This window comes from Secundilactobacillus similis DSM 23365 = JCM 2765 (assembly GCF_001311075.1).
Lineage (GTDB): Bacteria > Bacillota > Bacilli > Lactobacillales > Lactobacillaceae > Secundilactobacillus > Secundilactobacillus similis.
In genome coordinates, this window is record NZ_BBAD01000006.1 from 1 (window position 1) to 22,959 (window position 22,959).

The 22,959-nt window shown below is 48.3% G+C and carries 22 protein-coding genes, 1 pseudogene and 1 riboswitch; of the genes and pseudogenes, 15 read left to right on the forward strand and 8 right to left on the reverse strand.

The annotated features are described in order from the left end of the window. Positions 1–452: 452 nt before the first annotated feature. Positions 453–881, reverse strand: coding sequence for a DUF2628 domain-containing protein (locus tag JCM2765_RS02275; RefSeq protein ID WP_054733258.1), 429 nt, complete (start codon positions 879–881; stop codon positions 453–455). A gap of 124 nt (positions 882–1,005) precedes the next feature. Further along, complete coding sequence (rlmD, locus tag JCM2765_RS02280) at positions 1,006–2,358, reverse strand: 23S rRNA (uracil(1939)-C(5))-methyltransferase RlmD (RefSeq protein ID WP_082404965.1); 1,353 nt, start codon at positions 2,356–2,358, stop codon at positions 1,006–1,008. Between the two features lie 508 nt (positions 2,359–2,866). On the opposite strand from rlmD, the gene JCM2765_RS16980 reads away from it, so the two are divergent. Then, complete coding sequence (locus JCM2765_RS16980) at positions 2,867–3,010, forward strand: hypothetical protein (protein WP_156301645.1); 144 nt, start codon at positions 2,867–2,869, stop codon at positions 3,008–3,010. 278 nt (positions 3,011–3,288) lie between these two features. On the opposite strand, the gene JCM2765_RS18635 is transcribed toward JCM2765_RS16980, so the two are convergent. Both JCM2765_RS18635 and JCM2765_RS02285 read right to left on the reverse strand, forming a co-directional pair. Then, on the reverse strand, positions 3,289–3,600 hold the full coding sequence (locus JCM2765_RS18635) for an aldose epimerase family protein (RefSeq protein ID WP_082404959.1): 312 nt from the start codon (positions 3,598–3,600) through the stop codon (positions 3,289–3,291). Next, positions 3,510–4,295 carry an aldose epimerase family protein gene (locus JCM2765_RS02285; RefSeq protein WP_054733260.1) on the reverse strand — a complete coding sequence of 262 codons (786 nt, stop codon included), beginning with the start codon at positions 4,293–4,295 and terminating at the stop codon, positions 3,510–3,512. The genes JCM2765_RS18635 and JCM2765_RS02285 overlap by 91 nt, the downstream gene beginning before the upstream one ends. Positions 4,296–4,583: 288 nt before the next feature. Between JCM2765_RS02285 and JCM2765_RS02290 the strand changes: the two genes are divergently transcribed. From JCM2765_RS02290 to JCM2765_RS02330, 8 genes are all read left to right on the forward strand, one after another. Further along, positions 4,584–4,829: a hypothetical protein gene (locus JCM2765_RS02290; RefSeq protein WP_054733272.1), complete on the forward strand. Its 246-nt coding sequence runs from the start codon at positions 4,584–4,586 to the stop codon at positions 4,827–4,829. A gap of 90 nt (positions 4,830–4,919) precedes the next feature. Beyond that, positions 4,920–5,768 carry an aldo/keto reductase gene (locus tag JCM2765_RS02295; RefSeq protein WP_054733275.1) on the forward strand — a complete coding sequence of 283 codons (849 nt, stop codon included), beginning with the start codon at positions 4,920–4,922 and terminating at the stop codon, positions 5,766–5,768. 237 nt (positions 5,769–6,005) lie between these two features. Continuing rightward, a complete protein-coding gene (locus tag JCM2765_RS02300) occupies positions 6,006–6,866 on the forward strand; it encodes an oxidoreductase (protein ID WP_054733277.1) in 861 nt (286 codons plus the stop codon). A gap of 173 nt (positions 6,867–7,039) precedes the next feature. Further along, a riboswitch (TPP riboswitch) is annotated at positions 7,040–7,143 on the forward strand. A 112-nt stretch (positions 7,144–7,255) separates the two neighbouring features. Beyond that, positions 7,256–8,062 (forward strand): hydroxyethylthiazole kinase, encoded by an 807-nt coding sequence (gene thiM / locus JCM2765_RS02305; protein ID WP_054733279.1) that lies wholly within the window; start codon positions 7,256–7,258, stop codon positions 8,060–8,062. Position 8,063: 1 nt separating this feature from the next. Then, positions 8,064–8,885, forward strand: a complete 822-nt coding sequence (gene thiD / locus JCM2765_RS02310; RefSeq protein ID WP_054733282.1) for a bifunctional hydroxymethylpyrimidine kinase/phosphomethylpyrimidine kinase — start codon at positions 8,064–8,066, stop codon at positions 8,883–8,885. After that, positions 8,882–9,523: a thiamine phosphate synthase gene (gene thiE, locus JCM2765_RS02315; RefSeq protein ID WP_054733285.1), complete on the forward strand. Its 642-nt coding sequence runs from the start codon at positions 8,882–8,884 to the stop codon at positions 9,521–9,523. The genes thiD and thiE overlap by 4 nt, the downstream gene beginning before the upstream one ends. Positions 9,524–10,505: 982 nt before the next feature. Next, complete coding sequence (locus JCM2765_RS02325) at positions 10,506–12,143, forward strand: peptide ABC transporter substrate-binding protein (protein ID WP_054733290.1); 1,638 nt, start codon at positions 10,506–10,508, stop codon at positions 12,141–12,143. Positions 12,144–12,166: 23 nt separating this feature from the next. Beyond that, positions 12,167–12,892, forward strand: a complete 726-nt coding sequence (locus JCM2765_RS02330) for a gamma-glutamyl-gamma-aminobutyrate hydrolase family protein (RefSeq protein ID WP_054733293.1) — start codon at positions 12,167–12,169, stop codon at positions 12,890–12,892. A 52-nt stretch (positions 12,893–12,944) separates the two neighbouring features. On the opposite strand, the gene JCM2765_RS02335 is transcribed toward JCM2765_RS02330, so the two are convergent. Next, the gene (locus JCM2765_RS02335; RefSeq protein ID WP_054733297.1) at positions 12,945–14,846 is read right to left on the reverse strand and encodes a sensor domain-containing diguanylate cyclase; all 1,902 of its coding nucleotides are present in this window, start codon (positions 14,844–14,846) and stop codon (positions 12,945–12,947) included. A 65-nt stretch (positions 14,847–14,911) separates the two neighbouring features. Then, positions 14,912–15,319 (reverse strand): winged helix-turn-helix transcriptional regulator, encoded by a 408-nt coding sequence (locus JCM2765_RS02340; protein ID WP_054733300.1) that lies wholly within the window; start codon positions 15,317–15,319, stop codon positions 14,912–14,914. A 264-nt stretch (positions 15,320–15,583) separates the two neighbouring features. Between JCM2765_RS02340 and JCM2765_RS02345 the strand changes: the two genes are divergently transcribed. The 6 genes and pseudogenes from JCM2765_RS02345 to JCM2765_RS02370 all read left to right on the forward strand — a co-directional run bounded on the left by JCM2765_RS02345 (position 15,584) and on the right by JCM2765_RS02370 (position 21,258). Beyond that, entirely contained in the window at positions 15,584–16,546 is a 963-nt protein-coding gene (locus tag JCM2765_RS02345) for a 2-hydroxyacid dehydrogenase family protein (RefSeq protein ID WP_054733302.1), read from the forward strand. A gap of 546 nt (positions 16,547–17,092) precedes the next feature. Continuing rightward, the gene (nudC, locus tag JCM2765_RS02350; RefSeq protein ID WP_054733303.1) at positions 17,093–17,917 is read left to right on the forward strand and encodes an NAD(+) diphosphatase; all 825 of its coding nucleotides are present in this window, start codon (positions 17,093–17,095) and stop codon (positions 17,915–17,917) included. A gap of 571 nt (positions 17,918–18,488) precedes the next feature. Next, positions 18,489–19,867, forward strand: a pseudogene (locus JCM2765_RS02355) (amino acid permease). 509 nt (positions 19,868–20,376) lie between these two features. Continuing rightward, positions 20,377–20,700, forward strand: coding sequence for a hypothetical protein (locus tag JCM2765_RS02360; RefSeq protein ID WP_054733304.1), 324 nt, complete (start codon positions 20,377–20,379; stop codon positions 20,698–20,700). Next, the gene (locus JCM2765_RS02365; RefSeq protein ID WP_054733305.1) at positions 20,673–21,035 is read left to right on the forward strand and encodes a hypothetical protein; all 363 of its coding nucleotides are present in this window, start codon (positions 20,673–20,675) and stop codon (positions 21,033–21,035) included. The genes JCM2765_RS02360 and JCM2765_RS02365 overlap by 28 nt, the downstream gene beginning before the upstream one ends. 1 nt (position 21,036) lies before the next feature. After that, entirely contained in the window at positions 21,037–21,258 is a 222-nt protein-coding gene (locus JCM2765_RS02370) for a hypothetical protein (protein WP_054733306.1), read from the forward strand. A gap of 175 nt (positions 21,259–21,433) precedes the next feature. On the opposite strand, the gene JCM2765_RS18950 is transcribed toward JCM2765_RS02370, so the two are convergent. Next, positions 21,434–21,892, reverse strand: a complete 459-nt coding sequence (locus tag JCM2765_RS18950) for an amino acid ABC transporter permease (RefSeq protein WP_369404030.1) — start codon at positions 21,890–21,892, stop codon at positions 21,434–21,436. Further along, entirely contained in the window at positions 21,850–22,887 is a 1,038-nt protein-coding gene (locus tag JCM2765_RS02375) for a transporter substrate-binding domain-containing protein (protein ID WP_369404031.1), read from the reverse strand. The genes JCM2765_RS18950 and JCM2765_RS02375 overlap by 43 nt, the downstream gene beginning before the upstream one ends. Positions 22,888–22,959 lie beyond the last annotated feature (72 nt).

The following is a 22,959-nucleotide window of genomic DNA, read 5'->3' on the forward strand; positions in this document are numbered from 1 at the left end:
ATAGTGTGGCGTTTTCGCTGAAGTTGCCTTACACATAGCGCTTTGCTTCTCGGAACACGTTTCGGCGCGGTGGCCAGAGGGCGCCAAAGAAGGCAATTCCGCTAGGAAAGTAGTAAGCGGAAAGTCGAATCCAATGAGGCGCCGAAAACTAGGTAGCCGGAAAGCACGTCGCAAGGACTACTCTGTGGATTTAAAGTGCAGAGTAATTACTGATATTAAAAAAGCACACAAGAAAATAGGAGCACCATGATTTCCAAACTGGGAATCGTGGTGCTCCTATTTTTTGTGTTTAGTGATTCAGATAAGAGAACGGCGCATTACTGTCCTCAAGCCGAAACGTGTTCCGAAAGGCAGAGAGTTGCACCTAAGTCACTTCCACCACAATCCCCAAAACCCGGGGATTCTGGCGGAAGTGACTTAGGCTCCACTCTCTAACCGCCTTTCTCCACACTCTACTTCTTTAACCACTTCGGCAAATACCCGCGCTTCGCCAACAAATCATACGAGCGCTGAGTTGCCGGGGTAAAGCCGCGGTTAAATAGGTGTCTAAAGTACATCATGTTGTAGATAAAGCCCCAAAGTAGGCCGACGAGGAATTCAATCGTGCTCCAAGCCGTTGCGAAATCGGTCGTTGAGGCAAAGGGGTACGACTGGATGCCAAGGGTGATGCCCATTTGGATCCCAATCATGCACAACAAGTTGTACCAGTCGCCACGGAAAATCGGCACGAGCACGTTGAACAGAAAGGCGGTCAGTGAAAAGCCGACTTTGCCGATTCGAATCTCGCCGTTATCCTTTCGCACGACGGTCGCGTAGTTTGGCGGGACGGGAATGCCGTTAGGGCCTTCGTGGTTGTCTCCATTCTCAAATGGATTTTGCATGGGGAACCTTCTTTCATGAAATTAATGGTATGAGTTAGCAGTGACGTTATTGAAAAATCCAACGTTCACCAAGTAATGTAGTGTATTACTACATCATAACGATATGTGCCTAAGAGTTCAATCATTAGATCCGGGTGAATTTAACGACCGCTTCACACCGTGCCGTTTGGGGCATCATGTCGACAGATTGAATGTAATCCACGCGATATTGACGGGTTAATTTGACCAAATCCCGGGCTAACGTGGATGGGTTGCAGGAAATGTAAACGAACTTCTTTGGCTTTGACGCCAAAATAGCGCGAATCAATTGGTCATCGAGGCCGGTACGAGGGGGGTCAACCACGAGGGCGTCCAGTTCAAAGCCCTCGTCTAACCACTTAGGTAGCAACGTTTCGGCCGTGCCAGTTTCGTACGTGGCGTTGGTGATATCGTTTAAAGCGGCGTTTTCGCGAGCGTCTTTAACGGCATCATCGATCACGTCCATCCCACGAACTTCTTTAGCCGCGTGGGCCATGGAAAGACCAATCGTCCCAACGCCGGAGTAGGCGTCCACCACGTTTTCGTCAGGGCTTAAATCCAAGGCCTTAAGCGCCTCGGCGTACAGCGTGACGGTTTGGTAGGGGTTCAGTTGTAAGAAGGCTCGCGCTGATAAGTTGAATTGCAAATCGTTGAGGACTTCGCGAATCTGAGGCTTACCGGCCAATAGATAGGTGTCATCGCCCCAAATCAGGGAAGTCCGTTCGCTGTTAACGTTTTGCATGATCGAAACAACTTCGGGGTGAGCTGTTTGAAGCCGGTCAATCATATCAGCCTGTTGCGGGAAGTTAGTGCCGTTGGTGACAAAGACAACCTGAACTTCGTCGGTGCCAGCAGCAACCCGAACGACAACGGTTCTCACTAAGCCGCTGTGTTTCTTTTCGTTGTAAATCGAAACGTCCAGTTCTTCAAGCAGGTTGACCACCGTCCGCATAACGGCCATCGTTGCGGGCATTTGAACGGAACAGGTTTCTAGATCAACTAGTTTATGACTCCGTTCCTGATACAGACCAGCCATCACGTGGCCGTCGGTTGCCCGACGAATTTGGAACTGTGCCTTGTTTCGGTAACCGTAAGGATCGGTCATGCCAATCGTTGGTTTGAGCAGGTAGTTTCTGAAGCCCTTTGGTTGGTATTTTTCTAACGACTGCCGGACAACATCGCGTTTAAATTCGAGTTGTGCCGGGTAAGCGAGGTGTTCGAGTTCGAAACCACCAACTTCGCCCGCGTAAGCATCGCGAGGCGTTACCCGGTCAGGACTAGGTGTTTTCAAACGGTGAACCTTCGCCGTCAAAAAGTTCGGCTTGATGCCAGTAACTTCGGCAACGACCACTTCGTTGGGAAGCGCGCCTTGGACGAAGACCAACTTACGCTTAAAGTAGCCGATACCTTCGCCGTTAATGCCAAGTCGTTTGATCGTTAATGGGAAACGTTGGCCCATTTCGACTTGAACGTCTTGTTGCTGCCGACGTTGGTTGGGCCGGTGATTTTGAGAGTTGTTACGTGAATGATACTGATTGGTTTGCGTTGTTTTCAAGTTAAATTTCCTATTCTATGGTTGTCTAGTTAGTGTTTCATGCTGTGAAGTATTGTACCACAAAGCGGGATGCTTACGCTTGTGTCCAGCGTAAGCATCCTTGATATAAGTTTGTGAAATATGATTTGCGTGAACTGTCGATTCCGGTAAGCAGCTAGGTTCCTGCTGTGGGGCCGGCCTGAGCCAAAGGGCGGTCTCAGCCCTCGAATTGAAGCCTCGCCAAAACCCATGCGATTCTTCAATTCGTCCCCGATAATTGGCGGTTGTCGGAAGAACACCAACAACCGCCAATTATCGCGACACAGCATACACCTAGCTGCTTACCTCCATCTCATGTTGGCGCAATTCGGCACTATCGCAGAACATCTCAAAACGCGTTGAACGGCAATATTATCTCGTTGAATCAGCATAAATGTGGCGTCCAATTGATGAAGGCCAGCATCAGGTAATCGTTGGGCCATTGCGGTTACTGAACATCGACCGCTATCGATTATTGCGGTTGTTGAGTTACCATCCAACGTTGCCATTACACATTTTCGGCGACTTCATAATGTGATAAGCCAGCAGTTTGGGGTGCCGACAACGCACCATGTAGCGGGAGGCGGAGGCGCGCGAGGCTCAGCAGTGTCGGTATGACGGTCCTCAGCCATTCCTAGCTCGTAGGCCCGCCACTGCGTTCCAGCCTCGCATAGCGCCGGAGCCTCCCGCGGCATCCTCCCACTATAGAAAACCAGAATCATTGAATTTCACAAACTAAACATGCTTACGCTAAACACAAACAACAATAAAACGCCCGCACATTCAACGAATATGCGGGCGTTAAAAATTCAACGATTAAGCTTCATAATACTTGTAACGAATCGTGTAATCCTTCAATTGACCCGAAGGCAACACGATGTCACCAAAGCCATCATGGTTGATGGCATCTGGCAACGTCTGCGCTTCGGTAGCTAAGGCGTTGTAAGGTTTGCTTTGATCGAATGGGTTAGCGGTGAAGACCACTAATGAGTTCCGGTCAGAGAAGATGTCAATGTGACGGTTACTCTTGCTGTCACTTAAGGTCGCAATTGGTTTGTCAGCGCTTGGGGTAACTTCGTAAGCATCATCGATTTCAACCTTGCCAGTTTGGGCTTTAATGTCAGCCAAGCGCTTGGGATGTCGCGGGCGGTGGCGAAGTCGTAGCCGGTGCCAGCTAAGTCGGTGAAGTCGCCGGTTGGGACCTTATCAGAATCAGCTAACGTCAACCGACGAGTACTGTTAACTTGGAGTTCTTGGGTGGTCAAATCCTTTTGACCGTCCGTCAAGTTCCAGTAAACGTGGTTCGTTGGGTTGAAGAGGGTGTCTTCGGTTGAGGCGGCACTAAAGTTGATGGAGACTTGGTTGTCGTCAGTCAACGTGTAGGTGATGCGGGCATCCAAATCACCAGGGAAGTTGTCTTCGCTACTTGGAATGTGGCGTGAGAAGGTCACGCTGGCATCGTGGTCGCGGATGCTTTGTTCCGCATTCCAGACGATTTCAGAAAAGCCGTTCGGGCCGCCGTGCAAAGTGTTGTCATTTTCATTGGCGGTAAAGTGAACTTGCTTGCCATTAATGGTCGCTTGCGCCTTACCTAACCGACCAGCAACCCGGCCAATTGCCTTACATAGACTGTAAGAAGTTGGGGCATCGTATTCGCCCAAAGTGTCAAAATGAACGATCAATGGATGGTTGTTAACGGTAAAACCAGTCCAAGTCGCCCCTAAGGTGATGACTTGAATGAAGCTCCCAGAAGCGTTGGTAATCGTGTAGCGGTCAATGTTTTGATCATTGTGTTGACCGAAAACGTCAGTTGTAATTTGCATTGCTAAAAATCCTCCCTGTAGGTCTCTTAATTAATATTCAGATCATTAACCGGCTGATAATGGTTAATGTTTGTAAGCGCTTAATTAACATCATTATACAACGTTCTATGAAAAACCAAACCATTTTTCTGAAAAAGTTTAGTAAACTTTAATCGATTTTAGGCAATCATTGAAATTTAAGCATTTCGCTACCAAAGCTTCACAATTTGAACACAGAATCGCAACAGTTTCTCGACATTTTTTCGATACACTAGAACCTGTAATCAACGCATGGAAAGGATGATTCCGATGTTAACGCAAACCAATCTTGAAACCATCGCCGTGCAACTTGTTCAGGTGACCCCCACCGTTGTCACGGCTAAAACCGAAACAAATCAAATCATTGAAATTAAACCTGCGCCACATGACCAGCACGACCACGCCTTTTGGCAATCACTGAAGGATATTGCTCAGGCGAAAATCTGGTTACCCGTGACCAAGGGCACCCACGAACTGCTCCAGCACGATTGGTTGAGTACGATGCCTGCAATTTAGCCGTTGATTTCGGGACCAAATCGTTGGTATTTTGACCGAATCACGCTACACTAACTATGGTATTGTCTCAATATTAGAGGAGGGTTCAACATGGCATTAACTGATACGTATACACTCAGCAACGGCGTTAAGATTCCGGTTGTCGGCTTTGGAACTTGGCAGACACCTTCTGGCGATGTTGCCTATCATGCAGTGTTAGATGCAATCAAGGCGGGCTATCGCCATATCGATACCGCGGCATTTTACGGTAACGAAGAAAGTGTTGGCCAAGCCATTCACGATTCTGGTGTGAAGCGCGAAGACCTGTTTGTGACCACGAAGCTTTGGAACGATGATCACGGCTACGAAGCAACCAAGGAAGCCTTGGGCAAATCACTGTCACGGTTAGGCCTAGAATATGTCGATCTATACTTGATCCACTGGCCAAACCCAATTGCGTTCCGGGACGATTGGCAGGCTGCCAATGCGGGTAGCTGGAAGGCAATGGAAGAAGCTTACGAAGCCGGTACTGTGAAGGCCATCGGGGTTTCTAACTTCCGGTCACACCACATTGACGCTTTGCTGGAAACGGCCAAAATTGCGCCAATGGTGAACCAAATCTTCTTGAACCCATCCGACTTACAACCAGCTGTCGTTGAGTACAACAACGCCCACGACATCGTGACCGAGGCGTACAGCCCACTGGGAACAGGGAAGATTTTTGAAATTACCGATTTAAAGGCAATCGCTGACAAATACGGCAAGTCAGTGCCACAATTAGTCTTACGCTGGCACTTGCAACACGGCTTCTTGCCACTACCAAAGTCAGTGCATACTGAATACATTGAAGCCAACACGCAGATTTTCGACTTTGAAATCACTGCGGATGATATGAAGAAAATTGATAGTTACCAAGGTGTCGCTGGGACGGCAGCGGATCCAGATACGGCTAATTGGTAAATCGGGTATTAGTTTTTTAGTGCAATAAAGCGGCCCCGTAGATTCTGAAACTAGGAATCTACGGGGCCGTTTGTTGATTGTTTCGAAATTTAAACGCGTTTGAGTTCGTTCACGTCAACCACATCGGCTAAAGTTGCGGGATTCTCGGCATATTTTGATTAAATCGTTTTGGCGATAACGTGAATCAGAATCCATGGTATGATAGCGTTAATCTAACATTAGAAAAGGGGCCTTCTCATGACACAAAAACGACCAGTAGCTTTCGTGACCGGGGCATCATCCGGTATTGGCTTTTCCATCGCTAAGCATTTGAAACAGCACGGGTTTGTAGTTTACGCTGGTGCTCGGCGCGTTTATAAAATGAATGACTTGGATGATATTGGGATCCACACGTTATCGTTAGATGTAACTGACAGTGAGAGTATCCAAGCGGCGGTACAACAAATTGCAACTGCTGAAGGACGCCTAGATGTCTTGGTCAATAATGCGGGCTTTGGCGTTTTTGGGGCGATTGAGGAAGTCCCGCTTGAAAAGGCGAAGCAACAATTTGATGTGAACGTTTTTGGGGTGACCGAAATGAGCAAGGCGGTCTTGCCGTTAATGCGCGAACGTCACGCTGGGCGAATTATTAACATCAGTTCGGTTGATGGCAAAATTGCCAACCCGCTTGGTGGCTGGTACGTGGGGTCTAAATTCGCCGTGGAAGGCTTGAGCGATTCGATGCGGTTAGAGTTAGCCGATTTTGGCATTCAAGTTGCCGTGATCGAACCCGGCCCAATCAAATCTGACTGGGCTAAGATTGCTGGTGAGCAATTACTGGAAGTTTCTCATGATGGGCCTTATCAAGAGCTATCAAAGCAAGCGGCGGCCTTTTTACAAACGGTGGATGCGTTTGGCGCCCAACCGGAAATCATTGCGCGGAAAGTTGTTCAAGCGGCAACTGCTCGGCGACCACGGACGCGATATACGGCTGGGGTTGCGGCTTATGCGGGCCTATTAGGACGACGGCTGTTGCCGGATAGTGCGCTGGATGCGGTGTTGCGGCAGACGGGGAAGTTGGCGTTGAGGTATCAGGAACGTTCCCAAGATGAGAACTAAGTTGCTGACACTGGTGAGCTAAAGATACATGTGGGCTAACAGTTAACGGCATCACGGCTTTAGGTCGTCTGATTGGGCGTCAACAGTCGAAAAACCATAGTTAAAGTGAATCGCTTCCATTACTGGTATAAAAATAAAGGTATTCAGCTCGATTTCGTGGTAAAATTAAAGTCAAACAACACGAGGGGTGTCCCGCTACCGGGGCTGAGATGTGCTTGGCATGATCCCTTTGAACCTGTAAGTTCATACTTGCGTAGGAACGTGTTCATCGACGGCCGGAGAATTACCGGAAACAGGTCGACCTGAACGCATCACGTTTGGGTCGGCCTTTTTAACTGAAAAATGAACGAGGCGTTGTTTTAAAACAGTTTTGGGAGGCGGTTTTTGTAATGAAAATTGGGTTACTAGATACGCTGCGTGCGGCGAATCCCGTTGTTTTGAACATCTCCAACTTTGTGACGGTTCAAGACGTTGCGAATGGGATCAACGCGATTGGCGCATCGCCAATTATGTCGGAAGAAATTGCTGAAACGCGCGAAATGGTGCAGATCAGCAGTGCAGTTGCGTTGAACTTGGGGGCTTTTTCTAAACCCCAAGTGGACCACATTTTAGCAATGGGTCAAGCAGCTAACGAGTTGCATAAGCCATTGGTGATCGATCCGGTAGCGGTTGGCGCAATTGCTTACCGCAAACAAGTGGCTACCGATTTGATGAGTCAGTTCCAAGTGGACGTGATTCGCGGTAACGCTGGTGAAATTGCGGCGTTGGCTGACGTTGAGTGGCAGGCTAAGGGCATCGATGCTGGTTCTGGGAATCAGGACCTAGTTGAAATCGCTAAAGCGTGTGCGCAAAAGCAACACTGCGTTGTGATTTTAAGTGGTGAAACTGACGTCATCACGGATGGCGAGCGGGTCGTCAAGGTTCATAACGGCACACCACTATTCCAGCTACACGTGGGTTCTGGCGACATGTTAAGTAGTATCGTGGCTGCCTTTTGTGCCGTTAGTGATGGTGACTACTTTGAGGCCGCTCAGACGGCCTGTGTGGTCTTTGCTGCGATTGGCGAACTGGTTGCCAAGGAACTAAAGGAAGAGCGCCCTGGTACCTTCTCAGCGCGCTTGATGGATGCCCTTCACCTGACCACGGTGGCCGACATCGAAAAATTGCTCAATTTGACTGAAAGGCGTGATAGGTAGAATGGCTGAGGAAGTAAATGCATTTCCACAAACGTTAACGATTGCGGGGACCGACTCCGGTGGGGGTGCGGGCGTCATGGCTGATTTGAAGACCATGCAGGAACGCCATGTTTTCAGCACAGCGGTCATTGTTGCGGTGACGGCTCAAAACACATTAGGCGTTCAAGATTTCATGGCGTTACCCAAGAAGCTGATTGATGAACAATTTGCCTCATTGGCAGATGATTTAGCAATCAAAGCCTGCAAAACGGGGATGCTAGCCGATGCAGAACACGTGCGCATCGTTGCTGATAATTTAAGAAAATACGATTTCGGCCCACTGACAGTTGATCCCGTGATGATTGCGAAGGGTGGCGCTGCGCTACTTGCAGATGACGCCATCGAAGTGGTGAAAGAAGAACTGTTACCACTGGCAACTATCGTAACGCCAAACTTACCGGAAGCCGAACGCTTGACTGGTATGACCATCGCCACTCCGGATGACACGAAACTGGCAGCCCAACAACTACAGGCCGCTGGGGCGAAGAACGTCATCATTAAGGGTGGTCATGGTGATACCGATACGGTGAGCGACTACGTGTTGTTAGCGGATGGCCATGATTTTTGGTTGAGTTCGCCACGGGTCGATACGGTTCGGACGCATGGGACTGGTGACACGTTGTCATCATGCATGACCGCTGAACTGGCCAAGGGACATGACATTGAAACCGCCATTCGAACAGCCAAAGACTTCGTTGAGGCTGCTATCAAGAACACCATTCAGGTGGGACACGGACACGGTCCACTGAACCACTGGGCATACGGGGAGGCACACACCAAATGACGACCTTTGATCCTCAATTATTAAAGGCCTACTTTGTGTGTGGGTCCCAAGACGTACCAGCCGGCCAGTTTGTGCCGACTGTGAAGGCTGCTTTAGCAGCTGGTATCACGGCGTTTCAATTTCGCGATAAGGGGCAACGGTCTCAGCTCACCGAAGAGGAACGGGTAGCGACCGCCATAACGTTGCGCAACCTCTGCGCTGATGCGGGCGTGCCGTTTATCGTGGACGACGACGTTGAATTGGCTCAAATGACCAAGGCCGATGGAATTCACGTTGGCCAATCGGATGAAAAAATTCAGGCCGTTATCCAAGCAGTGGGTGGTCAAATGTTTATTGGTCTCTCCTGCTCGAATCAAGCCGAAATTTTAGCAGCCAATGCCATTGATGGGATTGACTACTACGGTAGCGGGCCGGTCTTTCCAACCGGCTCTAAAGCCGACGCTGACCCGGTTATTGGGTTAGCTGGACTCAAACAATTGGTCGGCCTCTCAACCCGACCAATCGTTGGCATCGGTGGCATCACGGTAACGGACCTTCCCGATGTCATTAAAGCGGGTGCCGCTGGCTCAGCAGTCATCTCGATGATTGCAGCTAGTTCGGATATTGCGATTACCGTTGGTGCGATGTTAGATGCTTAGTTTTCAACTACACTGTGACTAACACTGACTTTGAATAATAGATATCGTATGGGACTGCCGGTTTTGGTGGTCCTTTTTGTTGTCGTTTGTGTCTAGCGTAAGTGTTGAGTGCGATTTGGGTGTTGGCTGTTTGTCATCGCTTCGCTCGCTAAAACTGCATAAAAACCGGCGCTCTCAGGCTACAAAATTCGGCGCCACTTAGACTGGTATTTCTAGGGTTCTTGAAGTTGTAGAAGTTTGCTAATCACGCGCTTTCTGGCTACCACGCCGAATGGCCAGATAGGCTTCTGACTTCGTCGAGTCGTGCTGCACGAGACTGAGAGCTGCATGCAAGGTAACATCGGTAAAACCGCCAGGCCCGGGCGCCTTCACCGATGTTACCTTGCACACTGCTCTCAACCCGTCTCGCTCCGCACACTAAAAAACACCTTGACATTTCAACCACACGGAATTAAGATTTACTCATCGAAAAGCAATTGAATTTTAACAAAGACACGGAAGAAGAGTAGCAACCCACGATTACCCTAGCGAGTCCGGGATGGTGAAAACGGATGGGATTACGGTTGTGAAGATGAGCTTCGTTGGTTTCGCATTGGTTAACGCTGGTGCGACGGTAGGAACCGTTACCTTCCCGGATATCAATGGGTATCTTGAGACGCGGCAACGCGTGAATAAGGGTGGTACAGCGAAGTTTTCGCCCCTTACTTGTAGCAATATGAGTAGGGGGCGTTTTTTTGTGTAGAGTGCGAAACAAGGCGGTTAGAGACCGGAGCCTAAGGGACTTTCACCACAAGCCCCGGTTTTTGGGGCTTGTGGTGGAAGTCCCTTAGGTGCAGGTCTCTGCCTCTCCGAACGCGTTTCGGCACGGTAGCCGTAAAACACCGAAGTTTAACCGATTAAAATTCAATCTATTCAAATTGCTTTTTCAAACTATTCAAATCAGGTTATTAGGGAAATCAAACCAGAAAAGGGGAACATCAGCATGAAACGAAAAACGGTATTCGGCATCACAGCATTAGGGTTAGGGCTGCTATTAAGCGCCTGTGGTCAAACCAGCTCAAGCAACGGTACTCCCAAAACGGGGACTCAGAGTAAGGCGTTAAAGGTCACGGCCAGTCAGGCGATTGCAACAACCGATCCCAACAAGGCGACTGACATTGTGAGTCAGGCAGCAATTGCCCAGATTTACGAGGGTCTTTATACAACGAATAAACAGGGGAAGGTTGTTCCCGGTGTTGCCACTAAAATCGCAACGCCAACCAATGGCGGTAAAACCTACACGATCACGCTACGTAAGGATGCCAAGTGGTCAAACGGCGAGCCTGTGACGGCACAGGATTTCGTCTACTCACTGCAACGGCAGGTTGATCCAAAGACGAAGTCGCAAGAAGCCGGTCACGTGGAAGGAATTGCGAACGCAACGGCGATCAATAACGGTAAAAAAGCGGTTAGCACACTGGGCGCTAAGGCGCTCAACAAACATAAGCTCCAAATTACGCTGGCGCAAAAAACACCGTGGTTCAATTCCCGCTTAGCCACCGAGCTTTACCCATTAAATCAAAAGTTTGTTTCAAAATACGGCGAAAAGTACGGCAGCAGTGCCGCCAAAACCCTCAGCAACGGCGCCTACAACATCAAAAACTGGACGGGGAGTAGTGATACTTGGACGTACGCGAAGAACGGGAAGTATTTCAACGCTAAGGACGTTCGGTTGAAGACGGTTAAGGTGCAAACCGTTAAGGATAACAGTACGGCGCAAAACCTGTTTGCGTCAGGTGATGTGCAAGTCACAACGGTCACCGGTAACCAAGTTCAGGCGGATAGTACCGGTAAGTTGAAGAAGAACTTGAAGTTGACCAAGTTGAACCGCTTGAATTTCATCGTTTGGAATTCAAAGCAAAAGGCCACTAACAACACGGCATTACGTAAAGCGGTTAGCTACGCCATTAACCGAAAAGCCTTGGTTAAGAACGTGTTGAAGGATGGCTCACTGCCATCAAAGAGTGCCATTCCAGAAGGTAACTTCACGAACCCAACCACCGGCAAAGATTTCAACGCCGATACCGGGAACTTGTACCCTTACAACTTGAAGAAGGCCAGGCAGTACTGGCAACAAGCCCAACAAGAACTGGGTAAGAAGACCGTCTCAATCGAACTCTTAACTAACGACCAAGACGTGAACAAATCCGTTGGGGAGTACATTCAAGGGGCCGTTCAACAGAACCTGAAAGGGTTAAAGGTTTCCCTTCGTGCCATTCCGTTGAACAACGAAATCAGCACCTTCACCAAGGGTGACTTCCAAAGTGGGACGTTAAGCTGGACCAGTGATTTCCAAGATCCAGTGGACTTCTTGAACAAGGCTTCAATCACCAACAGTATTAACTTCGGGAAGTTTGACAATAAGTCTTACGAGAAACAAATCGCCACGATTTCGGCGGATAAACAGTCTGCTAAAGATCGTTACCAAACGATGCAGGCCACGGCCAAGGCTTTGGCTGACAATCAAGGCTTCACGCCACTTTACCAAAGTACTCAAGCGAACTTGATCAGTACCAAAGTCGCCGGCGTGCAACCAACGTTGTTGCGTGATACACTTTACCGGTACGCTTATTGGAAATAACGGATAAATTGGAGGTAGCTGTGATGAGCAAACAAGTCATTATCGGAATCCCGGCTGAAAGTCGGGTGTTAGACAATGCTTACCGCAACAGTGTCAATCAGGGGGACGTTGCGGCGGTTGTGAAGGCTGGTGGGGCACCAGTGTTGATTCCAACGCGAAATCCAGAGTTGGTCACCCGGTACCTTGATATCATCGATGGCCTATTATTACCAGGTGGTCCGGATGTGGCGCCCCGGTTTTACGGTGAAGAACCACTGCCACAGTTAAGCATGACGGATTCGTTGTTAGACGAAAGCGAACTAACACTGGTTCGAGAAGCCGTTAAGCGTGGAATCCCAATCTTTGGCATTTGCCGGGGCATTCAGGTGATCAACGTGGCACTGGGCGGTGATTTGTATCAAGATATCGCCACCCAGTTTGGGCACCCAACCTTACAGCATTTTCAAAATGCCGCAATGACGCAGGGGACTCACCACGTTGCCATCGATGCTCAGAGTCGGTTAGCAACGATCGTGCAGGCGGATGGGCTGTTGGTGAACAGCCATCATCACCAGTCACTTAAGACGGTGGCGTCTCAGCTTAAAGTGACCGCGACTGCCAGCGATGACACGATTGAAGCAGTTGAGAGTGTTGATAATGACCTCATCGTGGCGGTGCAGTGGCATCCGGAAACCATGTTTGAAGTGGATGCGCAGATGTTGACGTTGTTTGAAGACTTTATTAAACGCGTTGAACGCGCAGTTGATTAAATGGCATCATAAAAAGCAGTTAGCCTGGTGGCTAGCTGCTTTTTTGTTACTGTCAGTTTGCGAAGTGCGATGATTGACTTGAATTGCCGACTTTCGTCTCACATCGCACCCTATACCCGCGTTGGCAACGATGGCCGGTCAAAGTAGTATCCCTGAAACTGCTGAATGCCCAATGATTGGCAAAAGCGAGTTCCGATTGGTTTTCAACGCCCTCCAAGATAAAGGTGATCTTTGCGGTGTTCGCGACTTCGACCCAGAATTTGATTCGGTCTTGGATCCGGGTTAAGGAGTCGGTTCGGCGCAGGTTTTGCATGGCAAATTTAATCCCATCGATGTAGGGCAACATGTCGCGCACGAGTTCGTAACTGTTGTCGCTACCGACGTCATCGATATAAATCGTGATGCCGCTCTCGTGGTAGTTTTGACTAATTTCAGCCATCACATCGAGACTAGGAACGTCGATAATTTCAACACCCAGTTCCGGAATCGCAGGTGTTTTTTGGAAAAAGTCACATAAGACATCGCTAACGTGTGGATCCTGAAACTGGTCGGCGGTGAGGTTTAGGCCAAGCCGGGTGTTAACGTCAGTTTGAAGCACTTTGTTGATCAGCGCAACTTGCATTTCAACAGAAATAGCGAATTCTGACGGCAAGACCCAGTGTTCGCGATCTTTATCGTATAGCCGGAGTAATAGCTCGTTTCCCCAGAGAATTGGGTCACCGTCAATAACGGTCATGATCGATTGGGTGAAGAACGTGTGAATATCAGCATCAGTACTTAAATCGTGATCCGTATGCAACGTGTGGCCGTTGACCGTCACGGCATCTCGGCCGCGCTGCTTACTCTGATAGAGGTTGCTATCGGCGCGTTTGTAGGTGTCGTTGATCGATTGATCTGTTTCAACCACTTGGGTAACGCCCATTGAAATCGTGACGGAAATTTGATCATCGCCAGACGTAAAGTAACTTTTCCGCACGGCTTGCCAGCAGGCTTCGATGATTGGCAGAGCCGCATCGATTGATTTGTGAGGGAAGATAATGTTAAATTCTTCGCCACCGGTTCGATAAATGTGGTTCTGCTCACCATGGGTCTCCAGTGTTTGCTTCAAGGTATCGGCAACGCCCACCAGAACGGTGTTGCCCGCAAGGTGGCCGAACGTATCGTTGACTTGTTTGAAGCGGTCGATATCCAAACTCACCAGCGTTAGTGGTTGATGTGACTGCCGAGCGTCCTGAAAAAGGCCGGTAGTATCACGTTGGTAGTGCGAGTAGGTTTTGGCGTTAGTTAAACTATCATAGTCGGCCAACTGTTGAATCTTTTGGGTTTGGATGAGTTCTTGTTGGCGTCGAATCCAGTAGCTGGTAGCTAATGACCCCATCGCCAGAAAAATGGTGATAGCCTGCCCGCGCAGTAGTGGTGTCATGGGAACGTGGTAGACGTGGTCGGGAATCGTGAGCCAAAATACCAGGGCAATGGTCAACCAAGTTGCCATGGCGGGAAGCCAGTGGTAGCGGATCTCATCAGTGTAATGACCGATCAGGAGCATCATAAGCAACAAAACACCGTTACCCGCAATCGATGGCGCCATGAACCAGTTGGTGAGGTGGGTCAGTTGCCAGACGCCGAGGAGAATGGCACACCGAAAGAGGTAGGTCACGGTTGTGTTGTTTCGGGCCAATAGTGGAATGACCAGCACAAATAAACTGATGTTAATGAACATGGCGGTATTGCGCCCGCTAATTAAGCCACCGTACTGCATGACACCGCCCACGATAATGGGCAAGAAAAGCCAAGTTCTGCGACGATGGCGTTTGATTGACGGTGGCAGGTCGTCAGGTTGAAACGCCTGTCGCCAGATGGTGTTGAATAGTTCAACAAACCCCGCAATAAAAAAGTTGGCGACGGTTAATTGAACGATCCAAAGACCAAGGAAAACGGTTGTATCAGACTGCATTGGAGACATCACCTCAATCATTACTTATTCAAGTAGTGTAGCATGAATGACACATGGTCGGTAGGTTACTTCGTGGTTGATTTAACCTGACCGAGGCCGAACTTCACGTCCTGCATTTTCAGTTCGGCTAATCGTTGCGTGCCCCAGTCGTACATCGCGTTCACGATGGGGAGCAGGGTTTCGCCCAGCGGTGTTAGGGCGTAGGAAACCTTGCGGCGTTGGCCGGCTTCTTCGGTTCTGACCACGAGGCCATCCGCAACCAGTTCCTTCAGTTTTTCAGCAAGTTCTTTGTGTGAAGCGGCGGGTAATAGTTTTTGAAATTCATTGAAGTAGTAGGCACCTTCCTTACCCATGTGGTAAATCATGTTGATTTTCCACTTGCCGCTAAACATGGACAGGGTAAACTCCTTGGGACAATTGAACGCGCCATCGGCTAACTTTTGTAAAACTTCGTTACGAACGAGATCGGTCATGGTGAATTTTCCTTTCAAGAAACTAAGATTTGGGGTCGAGCTAAATCGTTTGATTTTCAGAAATTCGTGCTAAAATCAACGCATCGTTAAGGTGATTGATAAGCGTACAAACCCGTGAATTTGGTTAGTTGTGAAATAAATATCAATTGCTTTCCAGCGGTATATGACGGGCTTTTGGCACGGTTACGAAAAAGTGCGTGATTGAACTTTGAACGATTTAGGACGATAATGAAAGCGTTAACAAAATACTGGAGGTAAAATCTTATGAGCAAAGTATATTTATCAGCTAAGTTACCAGAAGTTGCCACTAAAACCCTGACCGATGCCGGTTTGGATGTCAGCGTTTTCGCTGGTGACGGCTTAATTTCTCATGAAGAATTACTCAAAAACGTTACGGATGCCGACTTTTTAATCACGCCACTGTCAACTAAAGTGGATAAGGCCATCATTGATGCTGCACCTAAACTGAAGTTAATTGCGAACTTCGGTGCCGGGTTCAACAACATTGATACCGCCTACGCAAAGGAAAAGGGTATCCCAGTAACCAACACGCCAGCCGTTTCAACAAACGCCGTGGCTGAAGTTACCATTGGTTTAATTTTAGCATTAAGTCACCGAATTGTTGAGGGTGATCAAAAGATGCGTCACGAAGGTTTCCCTGGCTGGGCCCCACTTTACTTCTTGGGCCACGAAATTGCCGGCAAGACCTTAGGGGTTGTTGGTTTGGGCAACATTGGGAGTGACGTTGCGCGCAAGGCCAATGCTTTGGGTATGAACGTTCAATACTACAAGCCAAACCGCCTGTCAGATCCTGAAGAGCGTTCAATGAAGGTGAAGTATGTTTCATTGGATGAATTGATCAAGACCAGTGACTACATCAGCATTAACGCCCCACAAACTGCTGACAACCATCACCAATTCGATGCTGACGCCTTTAAGGCCATGAAGTCCACTGCTTCGATCATTAACGTTGGTCGTGGGCCAATCATTGATGAAGCTGCCTTGCTGGATGCTTTGAAGGCTGGTGAAATCGCTGGGGCTGCTTTGGACGTTTACGAAAAGGAACCCGAAGTTGACGACGGCTTCAAGACTTTGAAGAACGTTATCTTGACCCCACACGTTGGGAACGCCACTGTTGAAGCGCGTGACGCTATGGCTAACATCGTTGCTGGCAACGTTGTGCTGGTTAACAAGGGCGAAGCCGCTAAGTTTATCGTTAACAAATAACGCTTAATCGTACGCAAAAAGAGGTCGAGAAATCGACCTCTTTTTTGTGTTGTATGGCTTACGCTTGCATGCAGCTCTCAGTCTCGCGCAGCACCATTCGGCGTGGTGGCCAGAAAGCGCGTGGTTGACAAGTTTCTGAAACTTCAAGAACCCTGGAAATAACAGTTTAAGTGGCGCCGAATTTCGTAGCCTAAACGAGCGCTTTTCGATGCGGCTTTGGCGAGCGAAGCGACGACAAAAAGCCGACACCCAAATCGCACCCAGCACTTACGTTGGAATGGCTAAAATTGCCGCCCAGAGGAAGTCTTGCTGATAGCTGGTAAGCAATCGTGGTGCGGTTATTAAACGTTGCTTTGGAACTCGCTTTAACGATACCAGAAACAATGCTGACAGACATGTCGGCTAACAGGAGAACGCTCAACCAATCAAACCTGGTTTTTCGGGTGTGTTTGTTCGAAACTAAGCATGCTATAATTAGTGTTAAATAACCGTAGCGCGCTATCGCCGATTTGGCGGTGGTCAACGTGATAGAAAGCTGGTAGGCTCATGTTTCAAGACATCGCACCCAAAGTATTTGACAATCACTATAACCGAAAAACGGCGCCTTCTAAGGACGATTACGTTGTGATTTATCACGATCGAAAGGCCGTTTTGTATAAGGGTAAACAACTACCGCGCTATAAAGAAGTGACGGCGCAGTGGCACTTTGATTTGGAACAGTATACCTACTTGTTTTCAATCGATCAGTCGCGGTTTTACTTGATTGAGGATCCGGTGGTCGAGACGACTGATTACCGTTACGAAGACGTTGGGACGTTTCGGCATCTGGATCCCGAATGGTTAGGCTATGCGGGAGCGACTGCCTGTCACTTAGCGTCATGGTATGCGGCTAACCGGTTCTGTGGCCGTTGTGGTCATCAAATGGGTCGTGAGACTGAAGAACGGGCGCTTAAATGCCCGAACTGTCACCGGGAGATTTTTCCCACCATTGCGCCCGCAATTATCGTTGGCGTAACGAATGGCGACCGCTTGTTGTTGACCCGGAATTTGAACGGTTACCGGCGTCGAACCTTGATTTCCGGCTACGTTGAGGTTGGTGAATCCATGGAAGCTACCGTACAACGAGAAGTGGCTGAAGAAGTGGGCTTAGCAGTTCATAATATTCGTTACTATGCGAGCCAGCCTTGGGCCTTTTCGGGGTCCGTATTGATGGGCTTCTTTGCGGACTTGAACGAGGAACTTGCGATTCAGTTGGAGCGAGACGAACTGGCGAACGCGGCTTGGTACGATCGAAAGGATCTGCCAAAGGATGACACAACGTTGAGTCTGACGTGGCGGATGATTGAAGCATTTCGGCACGCGGAAGTTTAACGGTTTTAATGCTGGGTGAGATGTTCTATGGTGATGACCGGCCACTAACGCGAGAGCGGTTTGAAAACTTGCTGCAGACGATTTTGATGCCGGTATTTCGGCAGTATTTGAAACAGCGCTAATTAAGTGATGAAAGCGGTCTTTAGAACCTTAATTAGAAAATCTAATTATATTTTAATTTTAGAATAAAAAAACTTTTTTTCAGTGATTTTAACGGGTGACAAACCAGCGAAATAATAACGTTTGTAGACTATTCCAAATTAATGTTCGTTATTCCTACCCCTTGCATTTTAAAAATATTAAAGTAGAATGTGAAACAAGAAGTCTTAAGACGGACAGAGAGCTGGCGAGTTGCTGAGAGCCAGTACTAGAAAATGGCAGAAACATCAAACAGGTTGCGCAACCGATATCAGCGATTAAAGGCAGTTCATAAGGAACTGTGAAACTTGGGTGGAACAGCGTTACGACGCCCCTTGTACTTACCATAACGTGTGGTAGGTGCAAGGGGCGTCGTTTTTGTGTCAGCCAGAACCACCCGGTGGACCCTCAGTCAGAGAAAAGGAGAGCATGTATGCAAACGAGTAAGAATCAGAAAAAACTATCTAGGTCGCTACAGAGTCGCCATATTCAGATGATTGCCATCGGTGGGGCGATTGGGACTGGTCTGTTCCTGGGCTCTGGGAGCGCCATCCGGACGTCTGGGCCATCAATCATTTTGGCCTACCTCATTGTCGGGTTGTTTTGTTTCTTCATGATGCGGGCGATCGGGGAACTGCTGTTATCCGATACCAGCAAGCATTCATTTTTGGACTTCGTGAAACAGTACCTAGGTGACCGGATGGAGTTCGTCACGGGTTGGTTGTACTGGTTCTGCTGGATCAGTTTGGCAATGGCCGATTTAACCGCAACCGGGATTTATATTAAATACTGGTTCCCAAGTCTACCACAGTGGGTGGCACCGTTCGTCATTTTGATCCTGCTGTATTTGACCAACCGGGTGAACGTGAAGGCCTTCGGGGAAATGGAATCGTGGTTCTCGATGATCAAAGTGTTAGCCATTATTATTCTGGTCGTCGTCGGGTTTGCTTTAGCCATCATCCACTTCAAGGTCGATGGTCAAACGGCATCATTTACTAACTTGGTCAGTCACGGTGGGTTCTTCCCAACCGGGGGTTACGGGTTCTTGATGTCCTTCCAAATGGTCGTTTTCGCCTTCGTCGGCATCGAAATGGTCGGGTTGACCGCTGGGGAAACGAACGATCCCGAAGCCAACTTACCTAAGGCCATCAACAGTTTGCCAATTCGAATCGGGTTGTTCTACGTGGGGTCTATGATCGCCATCATGAGTGTTTACCCTTGGAATGGAATCACCACAACGGCTAGTCCGTTCGTCCAAGTATTTTCTGGCATCGGGATCACCGGGCTGCCGGGATCTTAAACTTCGTGGTTTTGACCGCCGCCTTATCCGCAACCAACAGCTGTCTCTTCAGTACCAGCCGGACGTTGCACGCCCTGAGTCATGGGGGCAACGCACCAAAGCGGTTCATGATGTTAAGCAAGAGCGGGGTGCCAAACGACTCCCTGAACTTCTCGACCTTAGTGTTGTTCATTATCGTTATCTTGAACTACTTCATGCCAGCCAGCGTCTTCACGCTGATCTCCGGGGTTTCAACGATCAACTTCGTCTTAGTTTGGGTCATCTTGTTGTGGTGTCATATCAAATACCGCCAGACTAACCCAGCCGGGGCCAAGACCTTCCGGATGCCAGGGTACCCAGTGACTGATTGGGTCAGTTTGATCTTCTTCTGCGCCGTACTAGTCTTCCTGTTATTCAACGCCTCAACGCGAGTTTCAATGATTATTTCATTGGTCGTCTTCGCAGTGATGTTGGTGGTTTATCAGGTGGTTTACCGGCCGGTGAGTGTGGAGAATGGGAACGTTCAGAAATAAGGGTTAATGTAGAATTAAGTTAACAAGTTAAAGAAGTCGGCTGTAATTCCTTGGTAGGAGTTGTGGCCGGCTTCTTTTTTGCTGTTGTTTGTGTCCAGCGTAAGTGTGCGGAGCGAGACGGGTTGAGAGCGGTGTGTAGGGGCACTTCGGTGAAAGCGCCCGGGCCTGGCGGTTTTATCGAAGTGCCCCTACATGCAGCTCTCAGTCTCGCGCAGCACCATTCGGCGTGGTGGCCAGAAAGCGCGTGGTTGACAAGCTTCAGTCACTTCAGGGCCCCTGGAAATAACAGTTTAAATGGCGCCGAATTTTGTAGCCTGAACGAGCGCTTTTCAATGCGGCTTTGACGAGCGAAGCGATGACAAACAGCCAACACCCAAATCGCACCCAACACTTACGCTGGACACAAACGACACCAGCAACGCCAGGTCTAATCAAACCGATTTCACATCAATTTAACGCTGGTTATGAGACGTAGTTAAGTTGAAATCAGGTTGAAAGGGTGTATCTAAATGAAACAATGGCGACGAATGAGTGCGGATGTGGAATTTTTGTGGACGTTGATTACGATTTTATTGATGAACATTGTCACGATTCTGGGGAGTGTCCACGAACTACGGGTTGCCGGGATATTGAGCTGGTTATCGGTCATGGTGTCGTTAGCAACGTTATTTGGCGTTCTAACCGCGGCTCGGCAGTTTCGAATTGCAAACCGGAGTTGGCATTTGAATCTACAGATGAAACGGTTTGATTACACGAAGCAGGCGTTAGATCTCTATGTGACAGAGATTGAGCGAAGATTGATCGATTGGATTTCGCACAATTTGATGGTATGATTGGCGCGGGTAATCGAAGAAATATAGACACGCAACTAGAATTACTAACGCAAACAATGCAAGTTGCAAATTGGGCTGAAAGTTCAGATGCTGAAAAGTTTGTCGAAGAACTGATTGAAATATTAATGATGTTAAGTCGATTATCCGGTTATTTCTATTATCAAGAAATGCACGAAGAGCACCTGCTTGAAATTATTAGTTATCGAATTACGAAATTTTCTCATCATCAGTCGATTCCATTATTAATAGCTGTATTAGAACGCAAAACGCATTTGAAAAAATTTAAACTTGTTTTGCAAAAATGTGAAATTTATATTGCTGAACGGGGGCGCTAAAATGAAAGCAATTGAAGAAATGAGTGGAACCGAATTAACACAGTATGTCTTGGAACTTCTTGATGATCCGGTTCAAACGGAAAAATTTCGGCAGTACATGCTAACCGCTCCAGATACAGATCCTAAGTTGAAGGCTGAATTGAAAAAAATGACTTTCAGTGAGTGGCTGGATGAGAAGAGTCAGCCGTTAGTTGATGCGTGGCATCGCGCTGGCGGCTTTTAGCATGAAACAATTTAAAGAGGACCAGTCAAGCTTGTGAATTGGGCTTGGCTGGTCCTCTTTAGTTGAATACATTGACTATAAATGACTGGAAATAGTTGTTGTGATGACATGTCTTAGGGTCACTATAATTGGAATTTCTGGCATATAGAAGTGTCTGATTACTGATCCTTATACGTTAATCCGCCAACTTATAATGCTTCTTCACGGCATTTGACAGCCAGGTCAAAATGCCAATCAAAATCAGGTACATGACCGCAATCAGCAACCAAACCTTGAACCCTTCCATGTTCTTGGCGATGATAATCGTCCCTTGTTGCGTCAGTTCGGCGACCCCGATGGCTGACAGCACTGAGGTCCCTTTCAAAGCGATGATGAATTGGTTAATGAAGGATGGCACCATGATGCGGACGGCTTGTGGAAGCACGATTTGGCGCATGGCGGTCAGGTAGGAGAGGCCACAGGCTCTGGCGGCTTCCATTTGGCCCTTTGGTACGGCGTTGATCCCGCCGCGAACGAACGAAGCCGTGTAGGCGCTGTTTTCCAACGTGATTGTAGCGACCCCGGCGACGAACAGCGGAATCTTTTGCCCGGTCAGGTTGGGAATCCCGATGTAGACGAAGAAGGCCAGCACCATGACGGGGATACTTCTAAAGATGAAGCGTAAGTGGTGGAAATGGCCCGAAGCGCTTTGTTTGGAAAGACACCCATGATCCCCAAGATGACGCCGATAACGGTGGCGAGAATGATGGCAACAATCGTGATCTCAACGGTCATTTTGATCCCGTCTAAGAACGATGTGGCGTTGTCGCGCAGAAGGCCAATGAACGACCGGTCGATCTTAGTTGATCCGGTGACGGTACTGTGTTTACCAAGGTAGGTTTCAATGATCTTATTGTAGGTGCCGTCAGCTTTGATGGCTTTCAAGCCCGCGTTAAATTGACGAAGGAGTTTCTTATGGGTGCCCTTCTTAACCCCAAACGCAACGGGATTCTTATTGTAGGCTTTCCCAACGAGGTGCAGTTTCATCTTATTCTTAATGGCGTATTCAACGGTGGCGGTGGAATCAACGGCCGCAACGGTGTTGCCAACTAAGACGTCGTTAAATTCAGTGTTACTATCTTTGAAGCGCCGCAGGTTAAAGCCGTACTTCTTTTGAACGGATTCGGCGTAGGCCTCGGAAGTTGACCCGGCTTTAACGGCGATGGTCTTGCCTTTTAAATCTTTCCAGCTCTTGATCTTACTATTAGTAGGGGCGGCCAAGGTCAGCCCAACACTTAGGTAGGAATCTGAAAAATCGATTTTATCTTTCCGCTCAGGCGTGATCATCAGTGCGGCCAGGATACCGTCAGTCTGATTTCCTTCCAACGCCGTGATGTTGGCGGTAAGTTCCATGGGCTTGAAGGTGTAAGTAAAGTGTTCTTTTTTAGCGATTGCTTTGAAGATTTCAATCTCTAATCCCGGATGTTTGCCGGTATATGTACCCTGATTATCCTGAATCTGAAACGGCATAAAGGTCGGCCCAGTCCCAATTGTATAGTGATCAGCAGCCTTTGCGCCAGTTGGTAGGGCGAGCATGCCAACGAATAAAAAAACAAAAGCAAGTAAGATTTTAATCGAATTTTTTCTCATTAATTTCACATCCTTGGCGGTTTTTGAATACTATACCACGCTTTATATGAAAATAAAAGTGACTTGTTCTAA

What these genes read in the sequence shown, in the direction of transcription:
- JCM2765_RS02275 (WP_054733258.1), bottom strand. Translation starts at nt 881, where the DNA reads ATGCAAAATCCATTTGAGAATGGAGACAACCACGAAGGCCCTAACGGC.
- rlmD (WP_082404965.1), bottom strand. Translation starts at nt 2,358, where the DNA reads ATGGGCCAACGTTTCCCATTAACGATCAAACGACTTGGCATTAACGGC.
- JCM2765_RS16980 (WP_156301645.1), top strand. Translation starts at nt 2,867, where the DNA reads ATGTGGCGTCCAATTGATGAAGGCCAGCATCAGGTAATCGTTGGGCCA.
- JCM2765_RS02285 (WP_054733260.1), bottom strand. Translation starts at nt 4,295, where the DNA reads ATGCAAATTACAACTGACGTTTTCGGTCAACACAATGATCAAAACATT.
- JCM2765_RS02290 (WP_054733272.1), top strand. Translation starts at nt 4,584, where the DNA reads ATGTTAACGCAAACCAATCTTGAAACCATCGCCGTGCAACTTGTTCAG.
- JCM2765_RS02295 (WP_054733275.1), top strand. Translation starts at nt 4,920, where the DNA reads ATGGCATTAACTGATACGTATACACTCAGCAACGGCGTTAAGATTCCG.
- JCM2765_RS02300 (WP_054733277.1), top strand. Translation starts at nt 6,006, where the DNA reads ATGACACAAAAACGACCAGTAGCTTTCGTGACCGGGGCATCATCCGGT.
- thiM (WP_054733279.1), top strand. Translation starts at nt 7,256, where the DNA reads ATGAAAATTGGGTTACTAGATACGCTGCGTGCGGCGAATCCCGTTGTT.
- thiD (WP_054733282.1), top strand. Translation starts at nt 8,064, where the DNA reads ATGGCTGAGGAAGTAAATGCATTTCCACAAACGTTAACGATTGCGGGG.
- thiE (WP_054733285.1), top strand. Translation starts at nt 8,882, where the DNA reads ATGACGACCTTTGATCCTCAATTATTAAAGGCCTACTTTGTGTGTGGG.
- JCM2765_RS02325 (WP_054733290.1), top strand. Translation starts at nt 10,506, where the DNA reads ATGAAACGAAAAACGGTATTCGGCATCACAGCATTAGGGTTAGGGCTG.
- JCM2765_RS02330 (WP_054733293.1), top strand. Translation starts at nt 12,167, where the DNA reads ATGAGCAAACAAGTCATTATCGGAATCCCGGCTGAAAGTCGGGTGTTA.
- JCM2765_RS02335 (WP_054733297.1), bottom strand. Translation starts at nt 14,846, where the DNA reads ATGCAGTCTGATACAACCGTTTTCCTTGGTCTTTGGATCGTTCAATTA.
- JCM2765_RS02340 (WP_054733300.1), bottom strand. Translation starts at nt 15,319, where the DNA reads ATGACCGATCTCGTTCGTAACGAAGTTTTACAAAAGTTAGCCGATGGC.
- JCM2765_RS02345 (WP_054733302.1), top strand. Translation starts at nt 15,584, where the DNA reads ATGAGCAAAGTATATTTATCAGCTAAGTTACCAGAAGTTGCCACTAAA.
- nudC (WP_054733303.1), top strand. Translation starts at nt 17,093, where the DNA reads ATGTTTCAAGACATCGCACCCAAAGTATTTGACAATCACTATAACCGA.
- JCM2765_RS02360 (WP_054733304.1), top strand. Translation starts at nt 20,377, where the DNA reads ATGAAACAATGGCGACGAATGAGTGCGGATGTGGAATTTTTGTGGACG.
- JCM2765_RS02370 (WP_054733306.1), top strand. Translation starts at nt 21,037, where the DNA reads ATGAAAGCAATTGAAGAAATGAGTGGAACCGAATTAACACAGTATGTC.
- JCM2765_RS18950 (WP_369404030.1), bottom strand. Translation starts at nt 21,892, where the DNA reads ATGGTGCTGGCCTTCTTCGTCTACATCGGGATTCCCAACCTGACCGGG.
- JCM2765_RS02375 (WP_369404031.1), bottom strand. Translation starts at nt 22,887, where the DNA reads ATGAGAAAAAATTCGATTAAAATCTTACTTGCTTTTGTTTTTTTATTC.